Raw genomic sequence first — 26,211 nt, 5'->3', positions numbered from 1 at the left:
CAGTGCACGCATTCCATTGCCGCCTGTGAGTTCCACCATGAACCAGCGAATTCCCGCCCAGCTTCTGTGTAGGCATCCCCCCTGCAAGCCCAGCCTCAGCCAACGGGGCGGCCTGTTGCGCACCCTGTGCCAGTGCGGTACCAGCGCGTAATTCAAAGTACCGCAACGAGTCGATTCGTTGCCCCGCTCAACCGTTGATCGAGTAACGTATGCCAACCCCATCAAGCAGAGCGCCAGACAGCATGAAGCGCTACGAGAAATATGCCGATGACATTGCAGAGTTGATCCGCAGTGGCGTGCTCGGCCCCGGTCAGCGCGTGCCCTCGGTACGCTATGCCAGCCAGACCCACGGCATCAGTCCGTCCACGGTGTTCCAGGCCTATTACCTGCTGGAGCGGCGTGGCCTGATCAGTGCCCGGCCGCGCTCGGGCTATTTCGTCAATAACAGCTTCGTCGGCAACACCCCGCAGCCGTTCCTCGAGCCCCAGGCCCATAGCACGGTCAATGAGTCCACCGAAGTCGATGTCAGCGAACTGGTGTTCTCGGTCCTCGACTCGATCAAGGACCCCAACACCGTGCCGTTCGGCTCGGCCTTCCCCAGCCCGCTGCTGTTTCCGCTGCAGCGCCTGTCGCGCTCCCTGGCCACGGCCAGCCGGGAAATGGACCCGCGCATGGTGGTGACTGACATGTCGCCGGGGCATCCGCAACTGCGTCGGCAGATCGCCCTGCGCTACATGGTCGGCGGCCTGATGTTGCCCATGGAAGAACTGCTGATCACCAACGGCGCCCTGGAAGCCCTGAACCTGTGCCTGCAGGCGGTCACCGAGCCGGGCGATCTGGTCGCCATCGAAGCCCCGGCGTTCTACGCCTGCCTGCAAGTGCTGGAACGGCTCAAGCTCAAGGCGGTGGAAATCCCCGTGCATCCGCGGGACGGCATCGACCTGGCGGTCCTGGCCCAGACCCTGGAAAAGCACCCGGTAAAGGCCTGCTGGTGCATGACCCGCTTTCAGAACCCCACCGGCGCCAATGTCCCGCAAGCCCGCAAGCTGGCGCTGGTGGAGTTGCTGCGCGAGCACCAGGTGCCGCTGATCGAGGACGATGTCTACGCCGAACTGTATTACGGCCAGCACGCGCCGAAACCGGCCAAGGCCTTCGACACCGAGGGTCTGGTAATGCACTGCGGTTCGTTCGCCAAGAGCCTGGCTCCGGGCTACCGGATCGGTTGGGTCGCGGCCGGGCGTTATGCGCAGAAGGTCGAACGGCTGAAGCTGATGACTTCGCTGTCGCCCTCCATGCCCGCCCAGGCAGCGATTGCCGACTACCTGCAACATGGTGGCTACGACCGCCATCTGCGGCGCCTGCGCTATGCCCTGGAAGACCAGCAACGAGCCATGCTCGCCGCCATCGCCCGCTATTTTCCGGGCCAGAGCCGGGTCAGTCAGCCCCAGGGCGGCTACTTCCTGTGGGTGGAACTGCCGGAACAGCTGGATTCGCTGAAGGTGTTCAAGATGGCCCTGGCGCAAGGCATCAGCATCGCGCCGGGGCCGATTTTTTCGGCGACCCGGCGCTTTGCCAACTGCATTCGCCTGAACTACGGCAGCCCATGGGATGACAATTGCGAGAAGGCGATGGAGACCCTGGGGCGGATTATTCGGTCGTTGCTCGCAGCCTGACAAGACCTGTGCGGGATGCGTGTGGGACCGGCTTTAGCCGGGAAGGCGTAGGCAGGCAGGATCGATAAATTTCCAGCGGCCGCATGCCCTCTTCCCGGCTAAAGCCGGTCCCACAAAATGATCGAGGGCAGCACCTCAGCGCCCACCGCCCAGATCAATAAAGGTCCCGGTGGCATACGAGGCCTTGTCCGACAGCAACCAGACAATCGCCTCGGCCACTTCTTCAGCGGTGCCGCCGCGTTGCATGGGGATGCCCGGTTCCAGTTTGCTGACCCGCGAAGGATCGCCGCTCAGGGCATGAAAGTCGGTGAAGATATAGCCTGGCCGCACCGCATTGACCCGTACGCCCTCGCCCGCCAGCTCCCGGGAAAGACCGATGGTGAAGGTGTCCAGCGCGCCCTTGGAGGCGGCGTAGTCGACGTACTCGCCCGGTGACCCCAGACGTGCGGCGACCGACGACACGTTGACGATGCTGCCACCCTGCCCGCCATGGCGCGGCAACATGCGCAGCAAGGCGTGCTTGGCGCACAGCATCGGCCCGATCACGTTGCAGGTCATGATCTTGAGCATGCGGAACTCGGACATGTCTTCCAGACGCGACGACTGGGCCACGGTCCCGGCGTTGTTGACCAAGGCGGTCACGGGCCCCAGTTCGGCATCGACCCTGGCAAACAGACGAATGATTTCGTCTTCATTGCTGACATCGGCCTGCACAGTGATGGCCAGGGCACCCAGCTCGCGCACCTGCGCACAGGTGCGCTCGGCGGCCTGCTGATCGGACAAGTAATTGATGGCGATTTTATAACCCTGGCGGGCGGCAAGCAGCGCCGTGGCCGCGCCGATGCCACGGGAACCGCCAGTGATCAGGAGGACTTTTTCCATGGATAGATCTCGTAACAGTTGCAGACACATATCATAGCCAAACCCGGTCAGTCGCAAAGGCACAGCTGACCGTCAGGCGCATCGTGTCAGCGAATGGCGTTAAACGCCGCCGGCCGACGATGCTGCCTGTTCGCCGCTTGCCAGCGCCAATCGACGGGCTTCGCCACTATGGATATCGGCGATAAAGCGCTGTGCAGGGAGTGGATGGCCCAGCAGATAGCCTTGCAACGAATCACACCCCAGACGGGTAAGGAAGCTCTGCTGCTGGTCAGTTTCGACGCCTTCGGCAACGATACGCAGGTTAAGCGCCTGACCCATGGCGACAATTGCCGAAACGATTGCCGCGTCATCGCTGTCCTGTTCCAGATCGCGGACGAAGCCACGGTCGATTTTCAGCTCGTTGGCTGGCAGGCGTTTGAGGTACATCAGGCTTGAATAACCGGTGCCGAAATCGTCGATGGACAGGTCTACGCCCATGTCCGCCAGTTGCTGCAACACTTCCATGCTCGCATCGGCATCGCTCATGGCGGTGGTTTCGGTGATTTCCAGGGTCAGGCAATTGGCTGGCAACCGGTTACGTACCAGCGCCGACGCTACGGTATCGACCAGGCCCGCGTGACAGAATTGCAACGCCGACAGGTTCACCGCGATGCGCCAGTTCACATAACCCAGCTCATACCATTCGCGCATCTGCCGACAGGCTTCATCGAGCACCCATTCGCCAATGGGAATGATCAGCCCGGTTTTCTCTGCCAGGCCAATAAAACGGTCCGGTCCGACCAGCCCTTGCTCCGGGTGATTCCAGCGCAGCAGCGCTTCGGCGCCCACCGGCTGGCCGCTGGCGGCGTCGAATTTGGGCTGGTAGTGCAGGCAGAAATGCTTCTCGCGCAGGGCCAGGCGCAAATCCTGCAACAGCTGCAACTGGTTGCGCGCATCGGTATTCATCGAGGTTTCGAAGAAGCTGTAACCGTTCTTGCCGGCAGCCTTGGCGTGATACATGGCGGCGTCGGCATTCATCAACAGCTCATGGGCGTTAAGGCCCTTACCCGGATAAATGGCAATACCGATGCTGACCGAGACCTGCACGGTATGTTCGGCCAGGGCGAACGGCTGGCACACCACGCTGACCTGACGGGCCGCAATGGACGCCGCATCCTCGGCATGACGCAGCTCCACCAGCAGGACGAACTCGTCACCGCCGATGCGCGCCAGGGTATCTTCATGGTGAAGGTTGCCGCGCAAGCGCGCCGCCACGTCACAGAGCAACTGATCGCCGACATGATGGCCGAAGGCATCGTTGACCGGCTTGAAGCTGTCCAGGTCCATGAACATCAGGGCAAAACAGCCGCCTGTGCCGCTGACACGCTGGATCGCCTCTTCGATGCGTTGCGCCAGCAGCTCACGGTTGGGCAGGCCGGTCAATGGATCATGCAGGGCACGGTGGGTCAGCTCACGGTTGGCCTTGCGCAGGGAGTTGGACAGCTCGGCGGTACGGGCTTCCATCCGCGCATCGAGAATCGACGCCATCAGTGTGATCGTCAACACGGCCAGGCAGGTGATCAGCACCAGGCTATAGAGACCGTCGGAGCGAATGCCGTTGATCAGTGCGCCACAGAAACTGTTGTCCGCGAAGTTCGCTGCGAGCATGCCGGTGTAATGCATGCCGACAATCGCCAGCCCCATGATCACCGCTGCCCCGCCCCGAACCAGTTTGACCCAGGGCGTTTGCTGGCGCAGGCGAAAGGCAATCCACAGCGCGGCGCCCGAGGCGACGATGGCAATGACAAACGACAGGATCAGCCACACCGGCTCGTAAGTAAGACCCGGCTCCATGCGCAAGGCGGCCATGCCCGTGTAGTGCATGGCGCTGATACCGGCCCCCATGAACAAGGCTCCCAGGACCAACTGCAGCTTGGGCAGCTGCGGCTGGCTGACCAGCCACAGGGCAAAGCCCGACGAGAGCATGGCTATCAGCAGCGATAGCAGGGTGATGCCCAGATCGAAACCCAGATCGATGGGCAGCTCGAAGGCCAGCATGCCGATGAAGTGCATGGACCAGATGCCCACTCCCATGGAGAACGCCCCACCGGCCATCCACCACCAGGCAGCACGACCTCGGGCCGAGGCGATGCGCCCGGCCAGATCCAGGGCGGTATAGGAAGCAAGAATGGCCACCAAAGTGGAAATCAAGACGAGGGAGGGAGAGTAACTGCCAATCATAGTTTGGAAAGACCCACGAGGAGAGGAGCCTCCATGCACGCAATAAGTGCCAATTGTACAAGAGCCAAGGGACTTGTAGAGGTTTTCCTTCGGGAAATATGGCTCTTTGCCACGCCGCCCGTCGTCGCGCATTCTATGTCAACCTTCTCCCCCTCCCGGTAGCCCCTACGACGCTTAAGCCAGCCCTCCCGCCACTGCGGCAGACGCTCCGAGTACGAGGCTCACGCCGACCATCCGTCCAATCTTTTTGGCCGACGTCACACGCTTGTTGGTACGACTGTCAAAAATCACCGTCCGATAGCGGAAATAATTTCCCCATAGCTCCCGTGAACCAATGGTGTCGTGCAGGAACCAGGCACGGGAGTCATGCACCTGCTCGTCAAGCAGTGCGATCAATGCAGCCAGCGGCAAGGACTCATCAAACAGTTTCTGGCGACATTGCTCGCCAATGCTCTTGATCTGCTTGTGCTCGCGCCGCTCGTCATCGTCGTTGAGCAGGTTAATCGTATCCTTGAGCAGGACGTCCGCCACCCAACCTGCCGTACTGGTCTGGTTGCGTCGCCAACCGTGATAGTCATGCTCGAACTCAATGGCGGCCTCGCGCATCTGCTGCTGATCGATGCTCGCCTGGTAAGGCGGCGGACAGATATAGCGCTTGAGGATCTGCAACTCATCGGGCTGACCACGGATCTTGCCGCGCTGATCCTTGATGGCGTCGATCTCGGCCTGACGCTCGGCCTTCAACGCGGCCTGCCGGGAAGTATTAGCCTGCGTGGCCAAGCCGAAAAAGGGCTGGTTGGCATAGCTGCCACGGCCATAGCGTTCAATCCTCCAACCGGTCAACCAACCCAACTGTTCGACCAGAATTTCCTCCAGGCTGCATCTCATGCGTGTGACTTCATAGCTTGCGGTCGCCGGGCAACGGGCTTCCTCATGCATGCTCAGGGTGTCACGCCAGGCATTGAAGCGTTCGATCAACTGCGCGCTGATCTCGAACTCCTGCTGCACCGCCTGACTCATCTGGCGCTGCGGCTGGGTCTGCAGCAGCGCGTCCGGTAATTGCGTCACAGTAAGGGGCGCACCCGCAGCAAACGCGGCGGCATATAAGTCGTGCAAGACAATCTGCGAGAGCAATTCGCCCTGCCCTCCACGAGCCTTGCCTTGCGCACCTGGCGCGTAACCACCGCCGACGTCCGAGTGCATGCCAGGGTAAATCACCTCACGAGCAAAATCGGGGTAGTAGCCATCGGTGTAGCGAATCGAGTCCAGGGCAAAGCACAAACGTTGCTCATGGGCAGCAACATAGTGGCGGCACACCTTGATCAAGCCCGGAAAGCGCGCACTGTCGGGCAGTGACTGAGTGCCGTCGGCCCAGTCCATATGCCCTTCGGTAAAGGGGGTGGCACGGGCACTGCCTACCGAGGCCACGGTATCGATCAGGCCCAGGAACTCGATATTCAGAGGAATACCCAACACCTGCTGCTGAGGAATCACCGCGTCGCGTGAGGTCAGGAGCAATTCGCTCAACCAACAGACAAAGGTCCGCGCCTGGGCCGCACCGCGGGAAAAGCCATAGATATAGAGCCTGATCTGCGCGGGTACGGATTGACCGGCTACCCGTCTGGCCCGCAGCGGTTTGAGCAGCGATGCCAGCGCTCGGCGTCGCCGTCCCTTGCCCAGCGCCGTCAGCGGCCAGGTGGTCGCCATGGCGCGAAGCTTGTCCTGCAGGATCGCTGTCGGCAGAGACTGCCCGGTCAACGCGACGGTGAGGGCATCGACCACTTGCAGTAACGCCCAGTTGATCCGGTCTTCACCCCGATTGGCGAAGGCCATGCCCAGGGTAGTGAAGTCAAGCTCACCGATCTCCGGAAAAGGAGCGCCGACGCCGGGGATGTAACAAGCGAAGTAACCATCCTGCGGCTCTGCCAGGGTGGCGTGGTACAGACGAGCGATGTTGGTCGGACACGGCGGCGCGGCCTGACGGGTATCGTAGGTTTCGTTATGCCGGGTGCCATCGAAGAAAACACTGATATGCAGATTATGCGGCGCCGGTGATTCGCCCGACGAGCGATCCTCGCCCACTTGTTTATAGTAATTTGCCATGACTTGTTGCGGATCAATGGACAACCGACCCTCGCGGGGAAAAGGTGCCGGTGCATAAACCGGCTCATTGACACATGTTTTATACATACAACCAGAAATCCTTCATTCCGACACTAGTTTGAGTCGGGTGCTACAGATGGATACCGCTTAATGGCCAAGCATCTTTCAGACATGCATGCAGGAACGCAGCGCCCGCCAGCGAACACAAACAAGCCTCAAGATAGAGGCTTGATCGTCAATCGAAGCGTACGGATTAGTCCTTGAAGGACCGCCTTGATAATGGGCAGTCGTCAGAGAAATTAAATTGCCATGTTATCGCAGTAGATTAGTTACAAGAGTTGAGATGTGTTTCACACCCGGTAACGGTGAATTATCTCGGGCAACTAATCCATAGCCATACTGACATTTAGGAAAACTCTCCTAAACTGTCGGAATAGTCCTACAAGCAAGCGGGTAACTTGTGAAGGCATCACCGACCATTTGAATTGATGCCAACGGGTTTGCCTCCATAACAGAGTTAGCCAGCTTATTCATACCTTGCCACCGCGCGAATATGTTCCGCCCGTACCGCCGCTCTCAAGAAAAATCTGCCTGGGCAACTTGAACCCACGCAGCTTGAGCAACGCCAATGGCCCCGCACCCAGCTCAGTGCGCAGATGCCAGGTCAGGTTGAGGCCGTCGGGGGCGGTGATTTCCACGCGGTAGCGGCTGTCGCCGTCATCCAACGATGTGACCTGAGCTTTTTCCAGCAGACGGATCAGGCCCCAGGTGCCGGCGAAGTCGCCGTACAGGCGCTCGCTGGCCTTGACGCTGGTCCAGGTCAGCATCACCCCCGGATGATCGCCGCGCCCCGGCCAGTTGAAGCGCTGCCAGAATTCGCGCTGATTGAAGTAATGGTGTTTTTCGCCATTGAGCACGAAGGTGGTGTTGACGATGTCCCGCACCGGCTTGCCCTGCAGCTCGAAACTCAGGCCCATGCCGCCGTCGGTGTAGAGCACGTCGGCCAGTTCGCCGAGCTGGTTGATGGCCTTGAGAAATTGCGGGTTCAGGCGCAGGCCCTAGCTATGGCGTGGATCCGCCACCCAGCGGTTGCCTTCCTTGCGCACCACGCCGCTCAACTGCTGTTGCAGAAACTGCTCGATACGCCCGGAGTCGGCGCGGATCAGTTGCCCGAGCATGGGCAGCGAGGCATCGCTATTGGTCGCGGCGAAGGGATAGCGGCTGGCGAAAGCGTTGTTCCAGTGGTCGACAATTGCCCGCTGCCATTGCTGATTCAGCGCCCGGGCAGAAGGTTGCAGCACGTGCTGCCAGGCCTGGTCCAGCGGCTGGACGAACAGGGTCTGGCCGATGCTGCCCCACTCGGCGCCGAGGCTGGCGGCGATCAGGTTGGCGTAGGCCTGGGTGTCGGTCAGCTCGACGCTATTGCCCTGAAAAACGTTCTGCGCCAGGGCCTGGCTGACGGCCTGGGGATTGGTTGCCTGGCTGATCTGTTGCAGCTTCAGGCGGACCCGCGTCACTTGGGTGAGGAAGGCTTGCAGGCTCAGGCCGTCGTTGCCTTTGCTCTCCGGATCGGTGCCCAGCAGGGCCAGCAAGGGGCCGAAGGTGGCATCCAGCGGGCCGCTCGGGCCCTGGGCCAGTTGATCGATGGCGGTTGTTTTGTCCTGGCTGATCAGCTTTTGTGCGGAGTTAATGAGAGAGTCGGCCAAGGCCTGACCACGCGTGCCCGCACGGCCTTGGTAGGCCAAGGCATTGACCAGGGCAATCAACGGCGACTGCTCAGGGCGATGCAGGTAAGCCAATGGCGGCAAGGTGGTTTGCGTCAGTCGATTGCCCAACAACAATCCGGCTGCCGCTTCGGCCGTGCCCGTGGGCTGTGACGGGGCAATTTGCAGTGCCACCACCATCAATAGCGCCTGATCAGTAATGCGCTGGTCCAGCCATTGATCCACCGCAGATAAGCCGTTGCCGTCGATGAATTCGCATGATTGACGAATGCCAGAATCACACCATGCCTTTTCCCATAGCGTGCGTAGCTCGTTCCTGTGTAAAGGACTATCGATATCCAGCAACAGCGCTAGCGGCTGATTGTGAGGTAATGGCGCCAGCGCTTGCGCCATATCTCCAAGCACCTCTCCAAGTACCCGACATAGCACCGCCTCAACGGCCTCATCGCTTCTCGCTGCCAAACGACTGTGCAGCGTTGTTTCACCTTGCCAGGACGGCTGGGTCTTGATGGCCTTGTTCGCGCTCAACAGCGAATCAAGTTGAGCGGCAGGTTGAACGTCTGGTTCTCGCAACGCTGTGTACAGGCTCACGCCCAAGACCTGCTGAGAACGTTGGCCACGACGAATCCTGCGCGTCAAGTCCTCTTGGCGAGCTTCATCCCAACCGTCCGCAACGCTTTGCTGGCCGATATATCCAGCTAATCGCAAAAAACTCAGCACGCCCCAGATAGTCAGGGGCACGCCGAAAACCGTCCTCCAGAAGCTGGATGGCTGCTGATCCAGGGGATGAGTGCCAAACAGAACTCCCGCTGCCATTGCAATCAGCAAGAACAATGGCAATAACCCCAGCCAAAGCCAGATGCGAGGTCGTGAGGACCGCAATGCTGGCGCGGGAACTTTATCCAATCTGACTGGCATGACTAATTCGCACTCGCTCGGGGCAGTGACGAAACCAACGTACAGCCGCACGCACAGCGATGCCCGTGAAAAACCACTGGCATGCCATTGTTTTTAAAGGTCGGTTGTCCTTCCGCAATCACTGTTCGACCATGGGCCGGGCATTCCACCGGATCGTCTTTGCGAGCCACTCCAATGCCGTCGAATTTCATGGTGCTGGAGCCCGAGAGGACTTTGCCGCTACTTGTTGTCTTATCATGTATTCGAATGACATCCTTCATACAGGAATGCTCCGTTTAAAAATTTCAGCGTATGGCTTGTTAAGCATTGAAACAGCTCACTAACCTCTCTTCCATCCGGACTTTCTCGAACCACCCTAACGAATTTACTCCATCGCAGCCACATAAAGCACGTCCTTCACCGGCAGCATTAACACCCAAAAAAAATATTACATGTTTTGAAATTTAATTCGCGCGCGACACATCCTTCTATCCCCCCTACAAATAACCTCTAACAGCTTACAGTTCTTGTCAAAATATTCGCCTCCTTGATCGTTCACTATCGCACTTTCTATGTGGCGAATGATTTCAACTCTGTCTTTTCCAGAAATCTTTTCCATAACTAATAGCGAATTATAAAAGCCATCATTTTGCACCCCGACTTCAATATAAATCAGCTCCATCAATCGTGATGATATCATAGACGCTAAACAACCTATTCTTTCGAAGTCGGATTCTGCCCCCGGAAATATTGACTCATGCACTTCATTACAAAATACATCTCTATACCTTAACCAAGCTAGCCTTCCCTCTACGAAAAGTTTTTTTGAGAAAAGTCCGAATTAGAAATTATATTTTCATATTGGGCATTCAATCTATTATCCAGTTTCTCATAAGACTTGGTGACGCAATTCAGTATGTCACGAGCGACTACACTAGAGATATCACAATCATCAGCAGCGATCGAGAATGATGACCAAATAGCACAGAGAAAACATAGAAACAATTTTGAAAACTTCATTCCAATTCCTCTCCACGAGATCTGAGCGAGGTTTGCGAGCAGCACTAAAAACCACAGCACCAATAAAAACCTATTTATTTTTCGAGCTTTGCAACCTTTTTATATGGTTAATAATTTCCACACCCACTAAAGAGTCACTTTCATCAATGCTAAAAAGCTCTTCACCTTTCCCTCCATCACTGCTTGTTCTAGCCCTCAAATACCCTCCATCTTCCACTATGTAAACAGGAAAAACACAGTACGGATCCACATCCCTATTCGTGGGCTTCTTCATCAAGGATACAAAGACGCTTTTTTTCAGCAGTTCATTGCCCACACTCTCGCAGAACGAATTAGAAGAAAAAACATCATAAATACGATGAGGCCCTTGACTTAAGCTTTCAATAGTAGAATCCTTCCCAAGATATATTTTTTGGACTCGCCGCTCATTAATCGATGTTTTTAAATCTATTATCCAGCCGGTATTATCATAAGATGTGCATTGACAATCACAGGTAACGAGAAATGCACCAGACCTTTTGCTATTCCACTGCAAAGAGGCTTTTGAGGTATCGCATGTTTGTAAAATGTTTGGCGCCGAATCACTGATATCCATTGTGCACTCACCTGAGGCGTTGCAGATAGCGTCATTCGTCAAAACGGAAATATTCGACACTACTTGCCGCTCATTGGATAATGCGAACTGGCTCAACAGGACCAAGCCAATAATTGCAATAAGTGCCAGTATTTTTTTAAAGATCACAGACATGATTATCCATTGCCCCTGCAAGAAGATGAAAATTACTATTGGATCTTATAGCGGTCTGACCGCTCAGCGTTGCCGAGTATGGGGTTGCCTGTATTATACCCATGCGGCGACTCATGCAGTCTGCCACCCAACGGCTCGATGCAGTCTTCGCCCTTTCTTGCACGCATATCTGCAGAAATTTAGATTGATTATCAGGACGCTCCGCTATTATTCTTTTTGTTATATTTGACAGGGTTTCCGCTTTATCTAGCCCGCCTTGTTGAACACATAGGTCGTATAAGGCAACATAAGTCAAAACGCAAACCCGCTGCATTAGCTCAGGAGACATACGTCTCATCTCTTGCAAGCATCTCTGCACGTTGGAATGAAATCTTGCAGCTTCATCAAGCTGTATGATTTGGAATTCCAGCACATCCCCCAAAGCCGTGAACGCCTGCTTCCAACCATTCCTATTACCCCGAATTACCTCCCTCGCCCACTCCAACTGAATTATTTTATTCCCCTGCAACAAAGAATTTTTCAATTTCTCATAATTAGTATTCCCAGGAAAGCACTCCGCGAAGCGAATATTATTTTTATTTAACATTTTAAGCAGTACTGGCCCAAGAGTGCCCTACCCGAAATTCCACTGAATTAGCCCGAATGATGTTCCTTGACCATCAAAATCGTCGGCTAATGCATGGTAATCGAGTGCGCTTCGTCCTTCATACCCGCCACTGACTCTTAGTGCGAGCTCGATAGACTCACTAAGAGACTTGCATGTAGGATGACTGATAAAACTTCCCAACAATCCAACCGGATGAAAATTGTACGCTTTCCCCTGCTCGGATAGACCAACCTTCTCTGCCACCTCACTCCACCAACTCAATTGCTTGATCCGCTCTTTCTCCGCCAGCCAATTCAAGTTCGGCGTCGAGCCGCTATGGCCGAGCAGCTCATCCAGGGCATCCCACTTCTTCGGCGTGTGGTACCACTCGCTTTCAGAGTGGAAGATCAGTTGCGAGATTGATTGCGCATGGGCCGGCAGGCTGAGTGCTGCGCGCAACTCCGCAGCGGTGATCTGACCGTCGCGGTTGCGGTCGATGATGTCGTACAGACGTTCCTTGATCGGTCCTTTGTCTCCCGCGTCGGCGATTGGGCCAAAGCGTTCGAGTTGAACATCGTCAAAGCGATTGGCAGTCCGCAGGTAAGCCGCCAGCATGAGTCGTGGAGGATCGAAGTTGAACAGGGCGTCATAGCCGTCCCATTCCCACGGGCTGACCCAAGGGGTGACGCCGACTTCTTCGCACACCCAACCCTTGAGCAAGGTGTTATTGGCATCGTGCAGCAGGCCGTCGAGGCGATACCAGTTGCAGGTCTTGCGATCCCAGGCGGCAGGGACGGTGATCTTGCGTTCGGCGGGCAGGCCATCGAGCAGACTTTTGGGAATCTGCAGGTCGGCGTCGCTCGGGGTGCTGGCCGCGCTGAGGGTGGGTGGATATTGAGGACTGAAGTGCTCTTGATGGTCGACGACAGGCGTGCCCTTGGCAAGCTTCAGCCAGGTCTTGCTGGTGGCGGGCAGACGTTGCGCCCAGGCGCGGCTGTTCTTGATGAAGACTTCGACGTCGTCACCGCTGAACACTTCCAGATGCAGCTTTCTTTCCGGCTGCTGCGCGCCCTGGTCTTGATACAGGCCGATATGGCCGATCAGATCCCCGGCCTTGATGGGGACAGGTTGGTCCAGAACGACTACTTGATCCTGTGCCAAGGGCTCCTGCTTGCCTTGCAGCGACGGGTAATGCACGTACTGGTTGATGTGTTCCAGTTTGCGGAAGGCGCCTTCGCCGCTGACCGTGACCTCCGTGCCGTTGGGCAGCGCCCCCAGGACTTCGACTTCTTTACCAAATCGGTCACGGCTGCGCGGTTCGGCGCGGATATTCAGTTTCGTTGCACAGTGAATTCGGTATTGCCCGTCAGCGATGGGGCGTAAGTAATCGGCCGAGATATAGCCGCGCAGGGCACCCTCGGCATCCTTCAGGTAGTCCGGGCCTGAGGTGTTTTCCAGCTTGCGGAAATTCCCCTCGCCGCTGACCGTGACCTGGCTGCCTCGTAGTGCCAGGTCGAGAATGGGGCCCGTTGGGCCGTGAGCCCGGACGTTAAGGCCTTGTTGGTCCGGGTAACGGATATGCATGTCGTTGACGTCCTGCTTGACGTAACGAGTGGCCCCTTCGGACCAGAACGGCGGGCGTGCGATGGTTTCGTCGCCTTCGTACACCGCCCAGTCCTGCAGATGCATGTACAGGCTGTAGAAGATCAGGCTGGGTGGTTCGACTTCACTGCTTTCGACTTTCGGTAACTGGAGGCGATGGCGGACCAGCACAAAGTTGCGCGAGAAGGGTTTGTTGACGGTGATTTTGTTGACCCAGTACATCGTGGTCGGCGAATGCCGGTCAATGCGGTACGCCACCACTTCGCCATCGGCCAGGCAGTGCACGCTGGATTGATCCAGCGTCCCGGCGGTGCCGCCGTCGAAATGGATACCGCCATGCCACAGTCCGCTGGCGCCCAACGGATAGAAACCCGCCACTGCATTGGCCATATGGGTCAGTTGTTGCAATGGATTGCGTTTGTCCTTGAACGGGTGGCTCCAGTTCTTTATCGGCGGCACGGCATTGGCGCGGGCCTCGGACAGCAACGGCGAACGGATGGGCAGCGCGTCTGGTGTTGGCGAGAACGGGTCATAGGGTTGTTTGAACCGCAAGAAGTCGGGGGCGTAATTGACCATGGTGTGTTTTGTTCCTTGTGCAATGGCTTCAGCCAGAGAAGTCCGTGAGCCCCAAGGACTCGATCTCTTGTTTGGTGAGTTGAGGTGACTGCGGTATGCCCAGTGGCTGACTGGCCGCACCGCTGTATTGGAAAACTGCGGATTTGACGAGGTAATCCCCTGCAGTCCCCGACTCAATCTTGTTCGGATCAATGCTGATGTAGCTGCCACCGCCATTGAGGACGATTTTCTTCTTGGCGGTGATATGGATCTCGTCTTCGGTGCTGATGATCTGTAAACCTTGCCGCGCCAGCAGTTCCAGGCTGTCGTTCTGCGCCTGCACTTTCACCGGCCCTTGATTGGCAATCAGCTTGATACCCAACTTGCGCACGAACAGGCTCAGGCCTTCGCCGACGCCGATAAACAGGCGCTTGACCACGCTGATATCGGCTTGGTGACCAGCGTTGAGCATCAGGTTTTTCCGCGCTGCCAGTTGCAGGTGCTGGCCGCTGGTCAGGGCGATGCCCTTAGGAGCGCTGAGCAGCAGGACGGCGGATTTGAGTTGCTCCAGGTCCTGTTTGAGCAGGTTGAGTTGCGCCTGTACATCGGCGGGATCGGCCTGGCTGGCTTGCGCGTCGGTGGAGGTCTTGCAGTTGTTCGCCTGCGTCTTGCAAGCGTGCGACGGTGTCGGCCATATCGAGCACCTGGCCTTGCGCCTTGGCCTGTTCATCGGCACTGATAAACACACCCTTGCCGCCACGAATCGCGCCCCAGCCATCGCTGCGCAGTTCAAACCCTTCGCCGCGTTTCTTTTTCTGTGCATCAACCAGATGCCCCAGATTCAACTGGCTCTTGCCGCTGTACTCGGTACTGAGCTTGACGTGCTCTTCCCCCCGGCGGTCTTCCATGCGCAGTTTGTTGTTGGCCGGGGTGCGCAGGACGTTGCGGGTGTAGTCGCGTTTGCCCAGGGTGACGTGGTCGGGGTGTTTGTTGTCATGCAGGGCGTGGGCGATGTAGGGGCGGTCGATATCGCCTTGTTCGAAGGCCACCGCCACTTCGGTGCCGCAGATCAGCGGCAGGTGCAGGCCGTGGGTGTCACCGGCGTAGGGCCGGGCCAGGCGCAGCCACATACTTTCCCAGCCGGGTTTCCAGGTGTCGCGGTCGAACAGGAAGTTGACCTTGTAGCGGCCTTCCATGTCGATATGGCCGTAGGGGTCATTGGCGCGGGTGCTGGCGACTCGCGCAGGGACAGTGCCGGCGATTTGGGGTTTGGGCAGCAGCGGTGGGCGAAAGCAGATGTCTTCCGCATAAGGCATGGCCTGGAAGGTCACTTCCAGGCTGCGGTCGCGGGCGGCGGTGAGTGTTACCTGGGTAATCACTGCGCCGGGCTTGAAGGCGTCGAGGGTGTTGTCGGTGATCTTGAGGATCTGCGCCGGGGCCAGGGTCGCCAGACTACTGACGCCGCTGAGGCGGGTCTGGTCGTTGAGGTAGCGTTCGTGACGCAGGCGCGCGTAGAAGAAGCCGCTTTCACTTTGCAGGTCTTCGTCCTTGGCCAGTTTGTCGCCGAGTACGCTGTAGGGTTCGCCGTAGTGGTAGGCCTCACCGTAGGTGGTGGGATCGCCACGGGTCTGGTCCACTTCGCCATCAAGCCAGGCACGGGCATCGCGGTGATGGTAGGCGCGGAAGTTGATGGCTTTTTCGACGACCTGATGCTGGGTCTGCAGGGCCCAGACGCTGTCCTGATCGCTGTCGCTGAGGCCCGAAGGCGGCAGGTTGGGCAACTCGATACGCGGCCTGATGTAGTGACGCTGGTCGTCGTGGAACTCCACCACGTCGATCTTCAGGCGCGCGTCACGGGTGAGGCGATACCAGATGCCGACCTCGGCCAGCAGGCGCGAAATAAACGCCAGGTCGCTTTCGTTGTATTGCATGACCTGTTCACGCTGGGGGTAGTCGCGCACCAGACTGAAGAGAAAGTCCTGGCCCTCGAAGTCGTGACGGCTGCGCAGGACACTTTCAACGATCTGCGGCACGGACTGCTGTTGGTAGATGCGAAACTGTTTGCCCTTGCCGAGCAGGGCCAGGTGAGGTTGCAAAGTGACTTCATAGCGGGCTTCGTCGCGGGAACTGGACAGACGTTTGAAGTCCGTGATCATGCCGTGCAGGGTGCGCAGGGGCCCTTCGGGCACGATGTCGGACGAGCTAAGCCGTTTTTTCGTAAACGTGACAGGCATCCGGTGCAGAGTGAAATCGGCGCGTTTGCCGAGGATGCGGTCCACGGCGATGTCCTGCTCGGGGCAGGTAAATTCCACGATGTATTTGTAGGGTTCGCTCAGTTGCTCCGTGCCTGAGAAGGCGAGGACGTCGAGGGTGGCGTCGAGGCCTTTGACGCGGAGTGTGTGGCGGGTGTGGTCGAAGAACAGCTTGAGTGGGCTGGCCATGATCAAAGCCCCTTCAAACACGCGCCGAAGGACACATCCAGATGACCCACTAATAACTCAGTTATTTTCTTCATACGACTAACATCCTCGTCTCAGCTAAAAATTCGCCATTGCCGCGCCGAAAAATAGAGAAGCTCGCAGGCCAAATGCAGGAGTCAACAACGAGAAGAACGTCTTAAATCCACAATGGCAAAGCGATGTTCGATATCTGTAGAAGCCGGACACGTAGGCACAGCTCACATATCAGACGTCGAACACTGAGTTATCCTTCATCGCGAGTCCATACCACAAAGCAACTTTGGGAAAAATCGCCGACAACATCGGAAATATCCTACGCGCAAACTTCAAACTCTCTATTCCAACTAAAAAAGCCAGCTCCGTTTAACGGCCATAAATAATGTTTAATAGAGATAAGTTAGCACCAAGCTGAAAACATTGAAGTCCAAGCCCATTAGCAGGAGTTGGAAGTAATAACGCACTTACATACCCAGCGACGCATTGCACGCCGCCAAGTCTCACTCGATCAATCAATCCTTGAGCTGCAACCCCTGCCCGGCGTCCCAACCGCCGCCCAACGCGGCAATCAATTGCACGCTGGCCACCAACCGGCTTTGCAGCAACGTCAGCGCACTGCGTTCATTGCTCAGGGCCGTGGTCTGTACGTTGACCACATCCAGATAGCCGATCAGCCCGCTCTTGTACTGGTTGTTGGTCAGGCGCAGTGATTCCCGGGCGGAATCAAGTGCCTCAGCGCGGACCACGGCTTCGTCGGCGTAAACCTTGAGCTGCACGCGGTAGTTTTCCACTTCCTGGAAGCCGTTGAGCACGGCCTGGCGGTATTGCGCGACCGTCTGGTCGTACACCGCTTCAGTGCGGTCGACTTCGGCCGAGCGCTGGCCACCGTCGAACAGGGTCGTGGCCAACTGCGGCCCTACGGACCAGAAGCGGTTCGGCAGGGTCAGCCAGTTGCTGAAGGTACTGCTGCTGTAGCCGCCACTGAGGCTGAGGGTGAAGTCCGGGTAGTAGGCGGCCTTGGCCACGCCGATATTGGCGTTCGCGGCCATGACCGAGCGCTCGGCGGCGGCGATGTCCGGGCGGCGTTCCAGCAGTTGTGACGGCACCGACGCCGGGATCTGCGGCAGCGCGGGAATGGACGTGGTCGGCGCCAGTCTGAACTCGGATGGCGCCTTGCCCATGAGCACGGCGATGGCGTTTTCATACTGGGCGCGCTGCCATTGCAGGTCGATCAGGTCGGCCTGGGTGCTTTTCAACTGGGTCTGCGCCTGGGCGATGGCATCGCGGGCGGAGATACCGGCGCGGTACTGGTTCTGGGTCAGTTTCAGGGAACGCTCATAGGCATCCACCGTGGCTTCGAGCAGGCGTTTCTGTTCGTCGATCACCCGCAGTTGCAGGTAGTTCTGCACCAATTCCGATTGCAGGCTCAGTTGCATCGACGCCAGGTCGGCCAGGCTGGCCTGGGCACTGGCGGTGTCGGCTTCCAGGCCGCGACGCAGCTTGCCCCAGATGTCCGCTTCCCAGCTCACGCCCAGTTGGGTGTTGTAGGTGTCGCGAATACCGCTGCTGTTATTGCTCAGGCTGGAACTGCTGCTGCCAGTGCCCTGGCTGGAGCGGGTCTTGCCAGCGGACAGGTCGACCGTCGGGAAAAACGCCCCGCGGGCGCTGCGCACCAGGGCACGGGCCTGACGGTACTGAGCTTCGTACTGGGCCACGGTCTGGTTGGAGCTATTGAGGGCTTCGACCAGGCCATTGAGCTGGCTGTCGCCGTAGATTTCCCACCAGGCGCCACGGGCGAAGGCATCGGCAGGCTTGGCCTGGCTCCAGCCTTCGGCGTTCTTGAACTGCGCAGGCGTGGTCACATCCGGCTTGTGGTAGTCCGGCCCTACCGCGCAGCCACCGAGCAGCGCCACGCACAGCGCCAGCTGCAAGGTGCGCAGCGGCCAGGGATTGAGGGTTTTGGCAGTCAGGTGAGCGGTCATAGCGGAGTGTCCAGAGCGGCATCGGTACGTACGCCACGCCATTGATTGACGCGATGGCGCAGACGGTCGAGATAGAGGTAGACCACCGGGGTGGTGTAAAGCGTAAGGACCTGGCTGAAGACCAGCCCGCCGATAATGGTCAGGCCCAGAGGGCGGCGCATTTCCGCACCTTCGGCACTGCTCAGCAACAGCGGCAGGGCGCCGAGGATCGCTGCCATGGTGGTCATCAGGATCGGCCGCAGGCGTTGCAGGCAGGCACTGCGGATGGACTCCAGCGGGCTCATGCCTTCGGTGCGTTCCAGTACCAGGGCCAGGTCGATCATCATGATGGCGTTTTTCTTCACCACACCGATCAGCAGGAACAGTCCGAGCAGGGAAATCAGGCTGAACTGCCCGCCCAGCAGGTAGATGCTCAACAGCGCGCCGACACCGGCCGACGGCAGGGTCGAGAGGATGGTCAGCGGGTGGATGTAGCTTTCATACAGCACACCCAGCACCAGGTAGACCACCAGCAACGCGCCAAGAATCATGAACGGCTGAGCTTTCTGGGTCGCAGCGAAGGCGTCGGCCGTGCCAGCCATCTTGGCGATCACATCGCTGGGCAGGCCGACACCGGCGACTGCCCGTTCGATGGCCGTCGTGGCTTTCTCCAGTTCCACACCGTCGGCCAGGTCAAAAGAGATGGTTTCCGAGGCGAACTGGCCGTCGTGGGTCACACGGTCGTCCTGCAGGGTGTTCTCGTAACGGGCAATGGCCGACAGCGGTACCCGGGCACCGGTGGAGGTGATGACCTGCACCTGATTAAGGGTCACCGGATCCTGGGCATACTTGGGATTGACCTCCATCACCACCTTGTACTGGTTCAGGCTTTCATAGATGGTCGCCACCTGGCGCTGGCTGTAGGCGTTATTGAGCACGGCGGTCACCGCGCTCATGTCGATGCCCAGGCGCTTGGCCGTGTCGCGGTCGACCTTCAGGGTGATTTGCTGGGCGCCACGCCCTTCCCGTCCGTCAATGGCCGTCAGCTCCGGCGTTGCCTTGAGCGCCGCCAGCACCTTCGGATACCACTCGCGCAACAGGCCAAGGTCACCGCTCTGCAGGATGTACTGATATTGCGAAGTGGTCTGCTCACGGCCGCCACCCAGTTGCAGGTCCTGGTCCGGCTGCAGGAATACCCGCCCCCCTGGCACTGGCGGCATGTTCTTGCGCAAACGATCAACCACTTCGGTGGCAGAAATCTTGCGTTGCTGAATCGGCTTGAGGCGCACGATCATGAAGGCGTTATTGGTGCCGCCGTTGCCGCCGATGAAACCGGCGACGCTTTCCACTGCCGGGTCGGCCAGGATTGCCCGGCGGAAGGTCTCCATTTTTGGCTGCATGACCGAAAATGACAGGCCGTCATCGCCACGGACGAAGCCCATCAACTGGCCGGTGTCCTGTTGCGGCAGGAAGGTCTTGGGCACTACGACATAGAGAGCAATGTTGAGTCCGATGGTGGCGAACAACGTCAGCAAGGTCAGCAGGCGATGGCGCAGTACCCAGCCCAGACTGCGGTCATAGACCACGACCATGCGGTCATTGGCCTTGCGGCTCCAGCGTTGCAGGGTGGTTTCCTGCTGCGGCGCATGAGGTTTGAGCCAGCGGGCGCAGAGCATCGGTGTCAGGGTCAGGGACACCACCAGGGAGACCACGATCGCCACCGAAAGCGTGATGGCGAACTCGCGAAACAGCATCTGTACCAACCCGCCCATGAACAGGATCGAGAGGAACACCACCACCAGCGACAGGTTCATCGCCAGCAGGGTAAATCCCACTTCCTTGGCCCCGAGAAACGCTGCCTCCATCGGCGGGACACCTTCGTCGATATGCCGGGAAATGTTCTCCAGCACGACAATGGCGTCGTCCACCACCAACCCCGTGGCCAGAATCAGCGCCATCAGTGACAGGTTGTTCAGGGAAAAGCCGTACAGGTACATGACTGCGAAAGTGCCTACCAGAGACACCGGCACCGCCAGCGTCGGAATCAGCGAGGCGCGCAGACTGCCGAGGAACAGGAAGACCACGATGATCACCAGCACCACAGCGATCAGCAGGGTCATTTCCGCTTCATGCAGTGTCGCCTTGATCACCGGCGATCGGTCCATCGCCAGGTCGAGCTTGACGTTGGACGGCAGCAGCGACTGTAACGCTGGCAACTGCGCCTTGATCTGTGCAACGGTCTCGATGATGTTGGCCCCGGCCTGGCGGTTGATTACCAGCAGCACAGCGGCCTTGTCGTTGAAGAAGCCGCTGTTGTAGCGGTCTTCCACGGCATCGCTGACCTTGGCCACGTCCTTCAGGCGCAGGGCCGCGCCGTTCTGGTAGGCAATGATCAGCGGTTCGTAGTCCTTGGCCTTGCTCAACTGGTCATTGGCCTGAATCTGCCAGTTATGCTGGGCATCCTCGATAAAACCCTTGGGCCGTCGCACGTTGGAACCGGTAATCACCGTGCGTACGGTATCCATGGAGATGCCGTACTGATCGAGCAACTGCGGTTCCAGCTCGATACGCACCGCAGGCAGCGAACTGCCACCGATCTGCACCTCGCCCACACCCTGCACCTGGGACAGGCTCTGGGACAGAATGGTCGAGGCAAGGTCGTACAGCTGACCCTTCTTGAGCACGTCGGAGGTCATCGACAGGACCATGATCGGCGCTTGGGACGGGTTGATCTTCTTGTAGGTCGGCATGCTGCGCATCCCGCTGGGCAGCAGATTGCGCGAGGCGTTGATGGCCGCCTGCACTTCCCTGGCGGCGCCATTGATATCGCGTTTGATATCGAATTGCAGGGTGATCCGCGTCGACCCCTGGCTCGACCGGCTGCTCATGGTGGTGACCCCGGCAATCGCGCCGAGGGAACGCTCCAGCGGCGTCGCCACGGTGGAGGCCATGACTTCCGGGCTGGCCCCGGACAGGCTGGCCGAGACCACGATCACCGGGAAGTCCATATTGGGCAGCGGCGCCACCGGTAGCAGGCCGAAGCTGACGCCGCCCAGCAGCATGATCGCCAGACTCAGCAACAGGGTCGCGACCGGACGGCGGATAAATGGGCCGGAAAGATTCATGCGTCCGCCCGTTCCAGGTTTGCCGGTGCGTCAGGCTTACGGCCCCAGCGACGACCGAGGCGGTCGAAGAACAGATAGATCACCGGCGTGGTGAACAGCGTCAGCACCTGGCTGACCAGCAACCCGCCCACCATCACCAGACCCAGTGGCTGGCGCAGCTCTGCGCCGGAACCCGTGGCGAACATCAGAGGCACGGCACCGAACAACGCCGCCAGGGTGGTCATCAGGATCGGCCGGAAGCGCAGCAGCGCCGCTTCATAGATGGCCACGTCCGGGGCGATGCCGCGATTGCGTTCGGCGTCCAGGGCGAAGTCGATCATCATGATCGCGTTCTTCTTGACGATGCCGATGAGCAGGATGATGCCGATAATGGCGATCATGCCCAGATCGTTGCCGCTGATCAGCAGCGCCAGCAAGGCGCCGATGGCTGCCGATGGCAGGGTCGAGAGAATGGTGATCGGGTGGATATAGCTCTCGTAGAGCACACCCAGCACGATGTACATGGTCACCACCGCCGCCAGGACCAGCAGCAAGGTGCTCGACAGCGACGCCTGGAAAGCCGCCGCCGCGCCCTGAAACTGAGTCTGCACGCCAATTGGCATGCCGATGTCCTGCTGCACCTGATTGATCACGTCAACCGCCGCGCCCAGAGATTCGCCCGGCGCGAGGTTGAACGACATCATCACCGCCGGGAACTGGCCAATGTGGGAAATCGCCAGTTGCGCCTGGCGCTGTTCGACACGGGCCAGGCTCGACAGCTTGACCTGCCCGCCCGCCGTGGTCTTGACGTGGATCTGCTCCAGGGCTTCAGGGCCCAGGGTAGTGCCCGAATCGGCCTGCAACACCACCCGGTACTGGCTGGCCTGGGTATAGATGGTGGAAATCTGCCGCTGGCCAAAGGCGTCATACAGCGCGTCGGTGATAGTGGCCACGGTCACACCCAGTCGGCTGGCGGCATCGCGATCGATGGCCAGATACACCTGAAGCCCTCTGTCCTGCAGGTCGCTGGTGACATCCGTGAGTTCCGCGCGCTTGCTCAGCGCATCGACCAGACGGCCGCTCCACAGGCTGAGCAGATCGGCATCCGGTGACGACATGCTGAACTGGTACTGGGTGCGGCTGACGCGGTCCTCGATGGTTAAGTCCTGCACCGGCTGCATGAACAGACGGATGCCGGAGACCTCATCGACATTGGGTTGCAGGCGCTGAATGATCTGCGCAGCGGTCAGGTTGCGCTCGGCATTGGGCTTGAGGTTGATCAGCAGCCGACCGCTATTGAGCGTGGCGTTGTCACCGTCGACACCAATATAAGACGACAGGCTGGCCACTGCCGGGTCTTGCAGGATGACTTTGGCCAGGGCCTGCTGCCGCTCGCTCATGGCGGCAAAGGAAATCGACTGCGGCGCTTCGGAAATACCCTGAATCACCCCGGTGTCCTGCACCGGAAAGAAGCCCTTGGGCACGATGAGATAAAGGAAGACGGTCAGGGCCAGGGTGGCGACGGCCACCAGCAGGGTCAAGGACTGATGCCTGAGCACCCAGCGCAACTTGTTGCCGTAGGCTTCGATCAGCCAGTCAATCCAGGCGCCGCTGGCACGATAGAAACGGCTTTGTTCGCCCGGCTCCGGCTCACGCTTGAGCAACCGCGCGCACATCATCGGCGTCAGGGTCAGGGACACCACCATGGAAATCAGGATCGCCACCGCCAGGGTAATGGCAAACTCGCGGAACAGACGCCCGACCACATCGGCCATGAACAGCAGCGGAATCAATACCGCAATCAGGGAAATGGTCAGGGATACCAGAGTGAAGCCTATCTGCCGTGCGCCTTTGAGCGCGGCCTGCAGTGGCGTCTCCCCTTCCTCGATATGCCGGGAAATGTTTTCCAGCATGACGATGGCATCGTCCACCACGAAACCGGTGGCGATGGTCATGGCCATCAGCGTCAGGTTGTTGACCGAGAAGCCAGCCAGGTACATCACGCCAAAGGTGCCGACCAGCGACAGCGGCACGGCCACGGACGGGATGAGGGTCGCGCTGAAGCGGCGCAAGAACAGGAACGTCACCAGAACCACGAGGACGATGGCGATCAGCAGTTCGTGCTGCACGTCCTTGACCGAGGCGCGGATGGTCTGGGTGCGGTCGGTCAGTACGGCGACATGGATGCCGGCCGGCAGGTTGTCGGTAATGCTCGGCAACAGGGTCTTGATCCGGTCCACCACCTCGATGACGTTGGCACCCGGCTGACGCTGGATATTCAGCAGCACCGCCTGGTTCTGATTGGCCCAGGCCGCCAGGCGCTCGTTTTCCGCGCCGTCGACGATCTGCGCGACGTCCTTGAGACGCAGCGGCGCGCCGTTGGCGTAGGCCAGAATCAGGTTGGCGTATTCGGCTGGCGACTTGAGCTGGTCGTTGGCATCCAGCATCGACACCCGGGTCGGACCGTCGAAGTTACCCTTGGGCTGGTTGACGTTGGAGACGCCAATCAGCGTGCGGACATCGGCCAGGCTCAGGCCGTTGGCCGCCAGAGCGTCGGTGTTGACCTTGATCCGCACCGCCTGGCGCTGGCCACCGGCGATGCTGACCATACCGACACCGCTGATTTGGGCGATCTTCTGCGCCATACGTGTGTCGACCAGGTCATTGAGCTTGGGCAGCAGCATGGTCGGCGAGGTGATCGCCAACGTCAGCACCGGGGTATCAGCCGGGTTGACCTTGTTGTACACCGGCGGCGCCGGAAGATCGGTGGGCAACAGATTGGTTGCGGCATTGATCGCGGCCTGCACCTGCTGTTCGGCCACGTCCATATTCAGGTCGAGGCTGAAACGTAGGGTAATCACCGAAGCGCCACCGGAGCTGGTGGATGCCATCTGGGTCAGGCCCGGCATCTGCCCGAACTGCCGCTCCAGCGGTGCAGTGACCGAACTGGTCATGACCTGGGGGCTGGCGCCGGGATACAAGGTCATGACCCGGATGGTCGGGTAGTCCACTTGCGGCAGGGCTGAAACCGGCAGCAAGGTGTAGGCGATCAGGCCGGCCAGGATAATGGCCAGCATACTCAGGGTGGTCGCTACCGGACGCAGGATGAACAGCCGCGAGATATTCATGCGTTGTCGCTTTCCACCTTGACCGCGTCCACCTTGGCGGCTGGCGCCTTGACGGCCGGGGCCGGCTCGCCCTCTTCTTTCTTCGGTTTGCCCTGCAACTGCTGGCCGGGGCTTTTCGGCACTTCGGTGCTGTCGTTGACCACTTCCACGTCGCTGCCGTCGCGCAGACGGTCAGTGCCCTCAAGAACCACGCGATCGCCTGCGGCCAGGCCCTCGCTGATGACCGTCGACTTGTCGTCGCTCGGGCCGGTCTTGATCGTGCGGATCTTGACCTTTTTGTCGCCGTCCAGGGCATAGACGAACGCCCCGGTGGTGCCAAACTGCACGGCCGCCGAAGGCACCATCACCGCTTGCTTGAGGGTGTCGGCGCGCAGGCGGGCGTTAACGAATTGGTTGGGGAACAGCGTCTCGTCCTGATTCTCGAAACGGGCCTTGAATTTCAGGGTGCCGGTGGTGATATCGATCTGGTTGTCGAGGCTGGCGAGCACACCGTTAGCCTGCAACTTGACGTCGCCACGGTCCCAGGCTTCCACCGGCAGCTTGTCGCCACTGTGATAGCGAGCGATCACGTTGGACAGGTCTTTTTCCGGCAGGGTGAACACCACATTGATCGGTTTGGTCTGGGTGATGATCGCCAGCGCCGTGGTGTCATTGGCCGCGACCAGGTTGCCGACGTCCAGTTGCTTGAGGCCGACCCGTCCGGCAATCGGCGCGCGGATTTTGGTGAAGTCCAGATTCAGCTTGGCGTCGTTGACCGCCGCCACATTGGTCTTGATGGTGCCCTGATACTGATTGACCAGAGATTCGGCGGTATCGAGGGTCTGCTTGGCGATGCTGTCTTCGGCAAACAGGCTGCGATAGCGCTGCACATCGATCTGGGCGTTTTTCAGCAGTGCCTGATTGGTCGCCAGGGTGCCTTCAGCCTGTTGCAGGGCGATCTGGTAGCTGCGCGGGTCGATCTCGGCGAGCATGTCTCCGGCCTTGACCATCTGCCCTTCCTGGAAGTACAGCTTGACCAGTTGCCCGGCCACCTGGCTGCGCACGTTGATGGTATTCATCGCGGTGACCGTGCCCAGTGCCTTGTAGTAGATCGGGAAGTCACCCAGGGTAACCGGCGCAACCCGTACCGGCACCGGCCCGGTGGAACCGCCAAAACCGGGGCGTGCCGGCATGGCCTTGGCCGGGCTGGCACTGGCGCCGCTTGCACGACGGCCTTCGCCACGCTCACCGGAGTGACCCGCCTGAGTCCCCTTGGCCGGGGCATCCGTGCCTTTATTGGCAAACGAGCCCGGCCAGAACCACCAGCACAGACCAACGATAATCAACAGGACCAACAGGCTGATCAGCCAGCGACGGGAATTACGGGGACCAGACGATTGCATGAATACTCAACCATTGCGCGTGGGGCTTCTGTTTTACCGGCGAATCAGCGCGATCCTTGCTGAAACGGCAATAAACTTTTCGGAGGCTGAACAATAAGCACTCGTGAGCACTAAGCAAAGGGCCTTTACCGGCAATTTACCTAGTGCTTACGTTGTTAAGCGTCTGAAGC

General features: G+C 59.1%; 11 protein-coding genes and 2 pseudogenes. 1 reads left to right on the top strand and 12 read right to left on the bottom strand.

The annotated features are described in order from the left end of the window. Nucleotides 1-242 precede the first annotated feature (242 nt). On the top strand, nucleotides 243-1,673 hold the full coding sequence (gene mapR, locus AC1Z24_RS15030) for a GntR family transcriptional regulator MpaR (protein ID WP_483746629.1): 1,431 nt from the start codon (nucleotides 243-245) through the stop codon (nucleotides 1,671-1,673). Between the two features lie 135 nt (nucleotides 1,674-1,808). Here mapR and AC1Z24_RS15025 read toward each other — a convergent pair whose 3' ends face one another. The 12 genes and pseudogenes from AC1Z24_RS15025 to AC1Z24_RS14970 all read right to left on the bottom strand — a co-directional run bounded on the left by AC1Z24_RS15025 (nucleotide 1,809) and on the right by AC1Z24_RS14970 (nucleotide 26,041). Further along, nucleotides 1,809-2,555, bottom strand: coding sequence for an SDR family oxidoreductase (locus AC1Z24_RS15025; RefSeq protein ID WP_483746326.1), 747 nt, complete (start codon nucleotides 2,553-2,555; stop codon nucleotides 1,809-1,811). Nucleotides 2,556-2,654: 99 nt separating this feature from the next. After that, complete coding sequence (locus AC1Z24_RS15020) at nucleotides 2,655-4,775, bottom strand: putative bifunctional diguanylate cyclase/phosphodiesterase (RefSeq protein WP_483746325.1); 2,121 nt, start codon at nucleotides 4,773-4,775, stop codon at nucleotides 2,655-2,657. A gap of 174 nt (nucleotides 4,776-4,949) precedes the next feature. Next, complete coding sequence (locus AC1Z24_RS15015) at nucleotides 4,950-6,878, bottom strand: T6SS phospholipase effector Tle1-like catalytic domain-containing protein (RefSeq protein ID WP_483746324.1); 1,929 nt, start codon at nucleotides 6,876-6,878, stop codon at nucleotides 4,950-4,952. Between the two features lie 530 nt (nucleotides 6,879-7,408). Next, nucleotides 7,409-8,653 (bottom strand): annotated as a pseudogene (locus tag AC1Z24_RS15010) (type VI secretion IcmF C-terminal domain-containing protein); the annotation flags it as partial. Nucleotides 8,654-9,522: 869 nt separating this feature from the next. Next, nucleotides 9,523-9,711: a PAAR domain-containing protein gene (locus tag AC1Z24_RS15005; RefSeq protein ID WP_483746628.1), complete on the bottom strand. Its 189-nt coding sequence runs from the start codon at nucleotides 9,709-9,711 to the stop codon at nucleotides 9,523-9,525. Nucleotides 9,712-10,589: 878 nt separating this feature from the next. Further along, a complete protein-coding gene (locus AC1Z24_RS15000) occupies nucleotides 10,590-11,267 on the bottom strand; it encodes a hypothetical protein (RefSeq protein ID WP_483746323.1) in 678 nt (225 codons plus the stop codon). 613 nt (nucleotides 11,268-11,880) lie between these two features. After that, entirely contained in the window at nucleotides 11,881-14,031 is a 2,151-nt protein-coding gene (locus AC1Z24_RS14995; protein ID WP_483746322.1) for an SH3 domain-containing protein, read from the bottom strand. 28 nt (nucleotides 14,032-14,059) lie between these two features. After that, nucleotides 14,060-16,451 (bottom strand): annotated as a pseudogene (locus tag AC1Z24_RS14990) (type VI secretion system Vgr family protein). Nucleotides 16,452-16,978: 527 nt separating this feature from the next. Beyond that, nucleotides 16,979-18,448: an efflux transporter outer membrane subunit gene (locus AC1Z24_RS14985; RefSeq protein WP_483746321.1), complete on the bottom strand. Its 1,470-nt coding sequence runs from the start codon at nucleotides 18,446-18,448 to the stop codon at nucleotides 16,979-16,981. Further along, nucleotides 18,445-21,552: an efflux RND transporter permease subunit gene (locus tag AC1Z24_RS14980; protein ID WP_483746320.1), complete on the bottom strand. Its 3,108-nt coding sequence runs from the start codon at nucleotides 21,550-21,552 to the stop codon at nucleotides 18,445-18,447. The genes AC1Z24_RS14985 and AC1Z24_RS14980 overlap by 4 nt, the downstream gene beginning before the upstream one ends. Further along, nucleotides 21,549-24,659, bottom strand: coding sequence for an MdtB/MuxB family multidrug efflux RND transporter permease subunit (locus AC1Z24_RS14975; RefSeq protein ID WP_483746319.1), 3,111 nt, complete (start codon nucleotides 24,657-24,659; stop codon nucleotides 21,549-21,551). The genes AC1Z24_RS14980 and AC1Z24_RS14975 overlap by 4 nt, the downstream gene beginning before the upstream one ends. Next, nucleotides 24,656-26,041, bottom strand: coding sequence for an MdtA/MuxA family multidrug efflux RND transporter periplasmic adaptor subunit (locus tag AC1Z24_RS14970; protein ID WP_483746318.1), 1,386 nt, complete (start codon nucleotides 26,039-26,041; stop codon nucleotides 24,656-24,658). Before AC1Z24_RS14970 ends, AC1Z24_RS14975 begins: the two co-directional genes overlap by 4 nt. Nucleotides 26,042-26,211: the final 170 nt, after the last annotated feature.

The sequence above is a fragment of the Pseudomonas sp. JL23 genome, from assembly GCF_056933585.1.
This window is presented reverse-complemented; position numbering and strand designations above follow the sequence as displayed.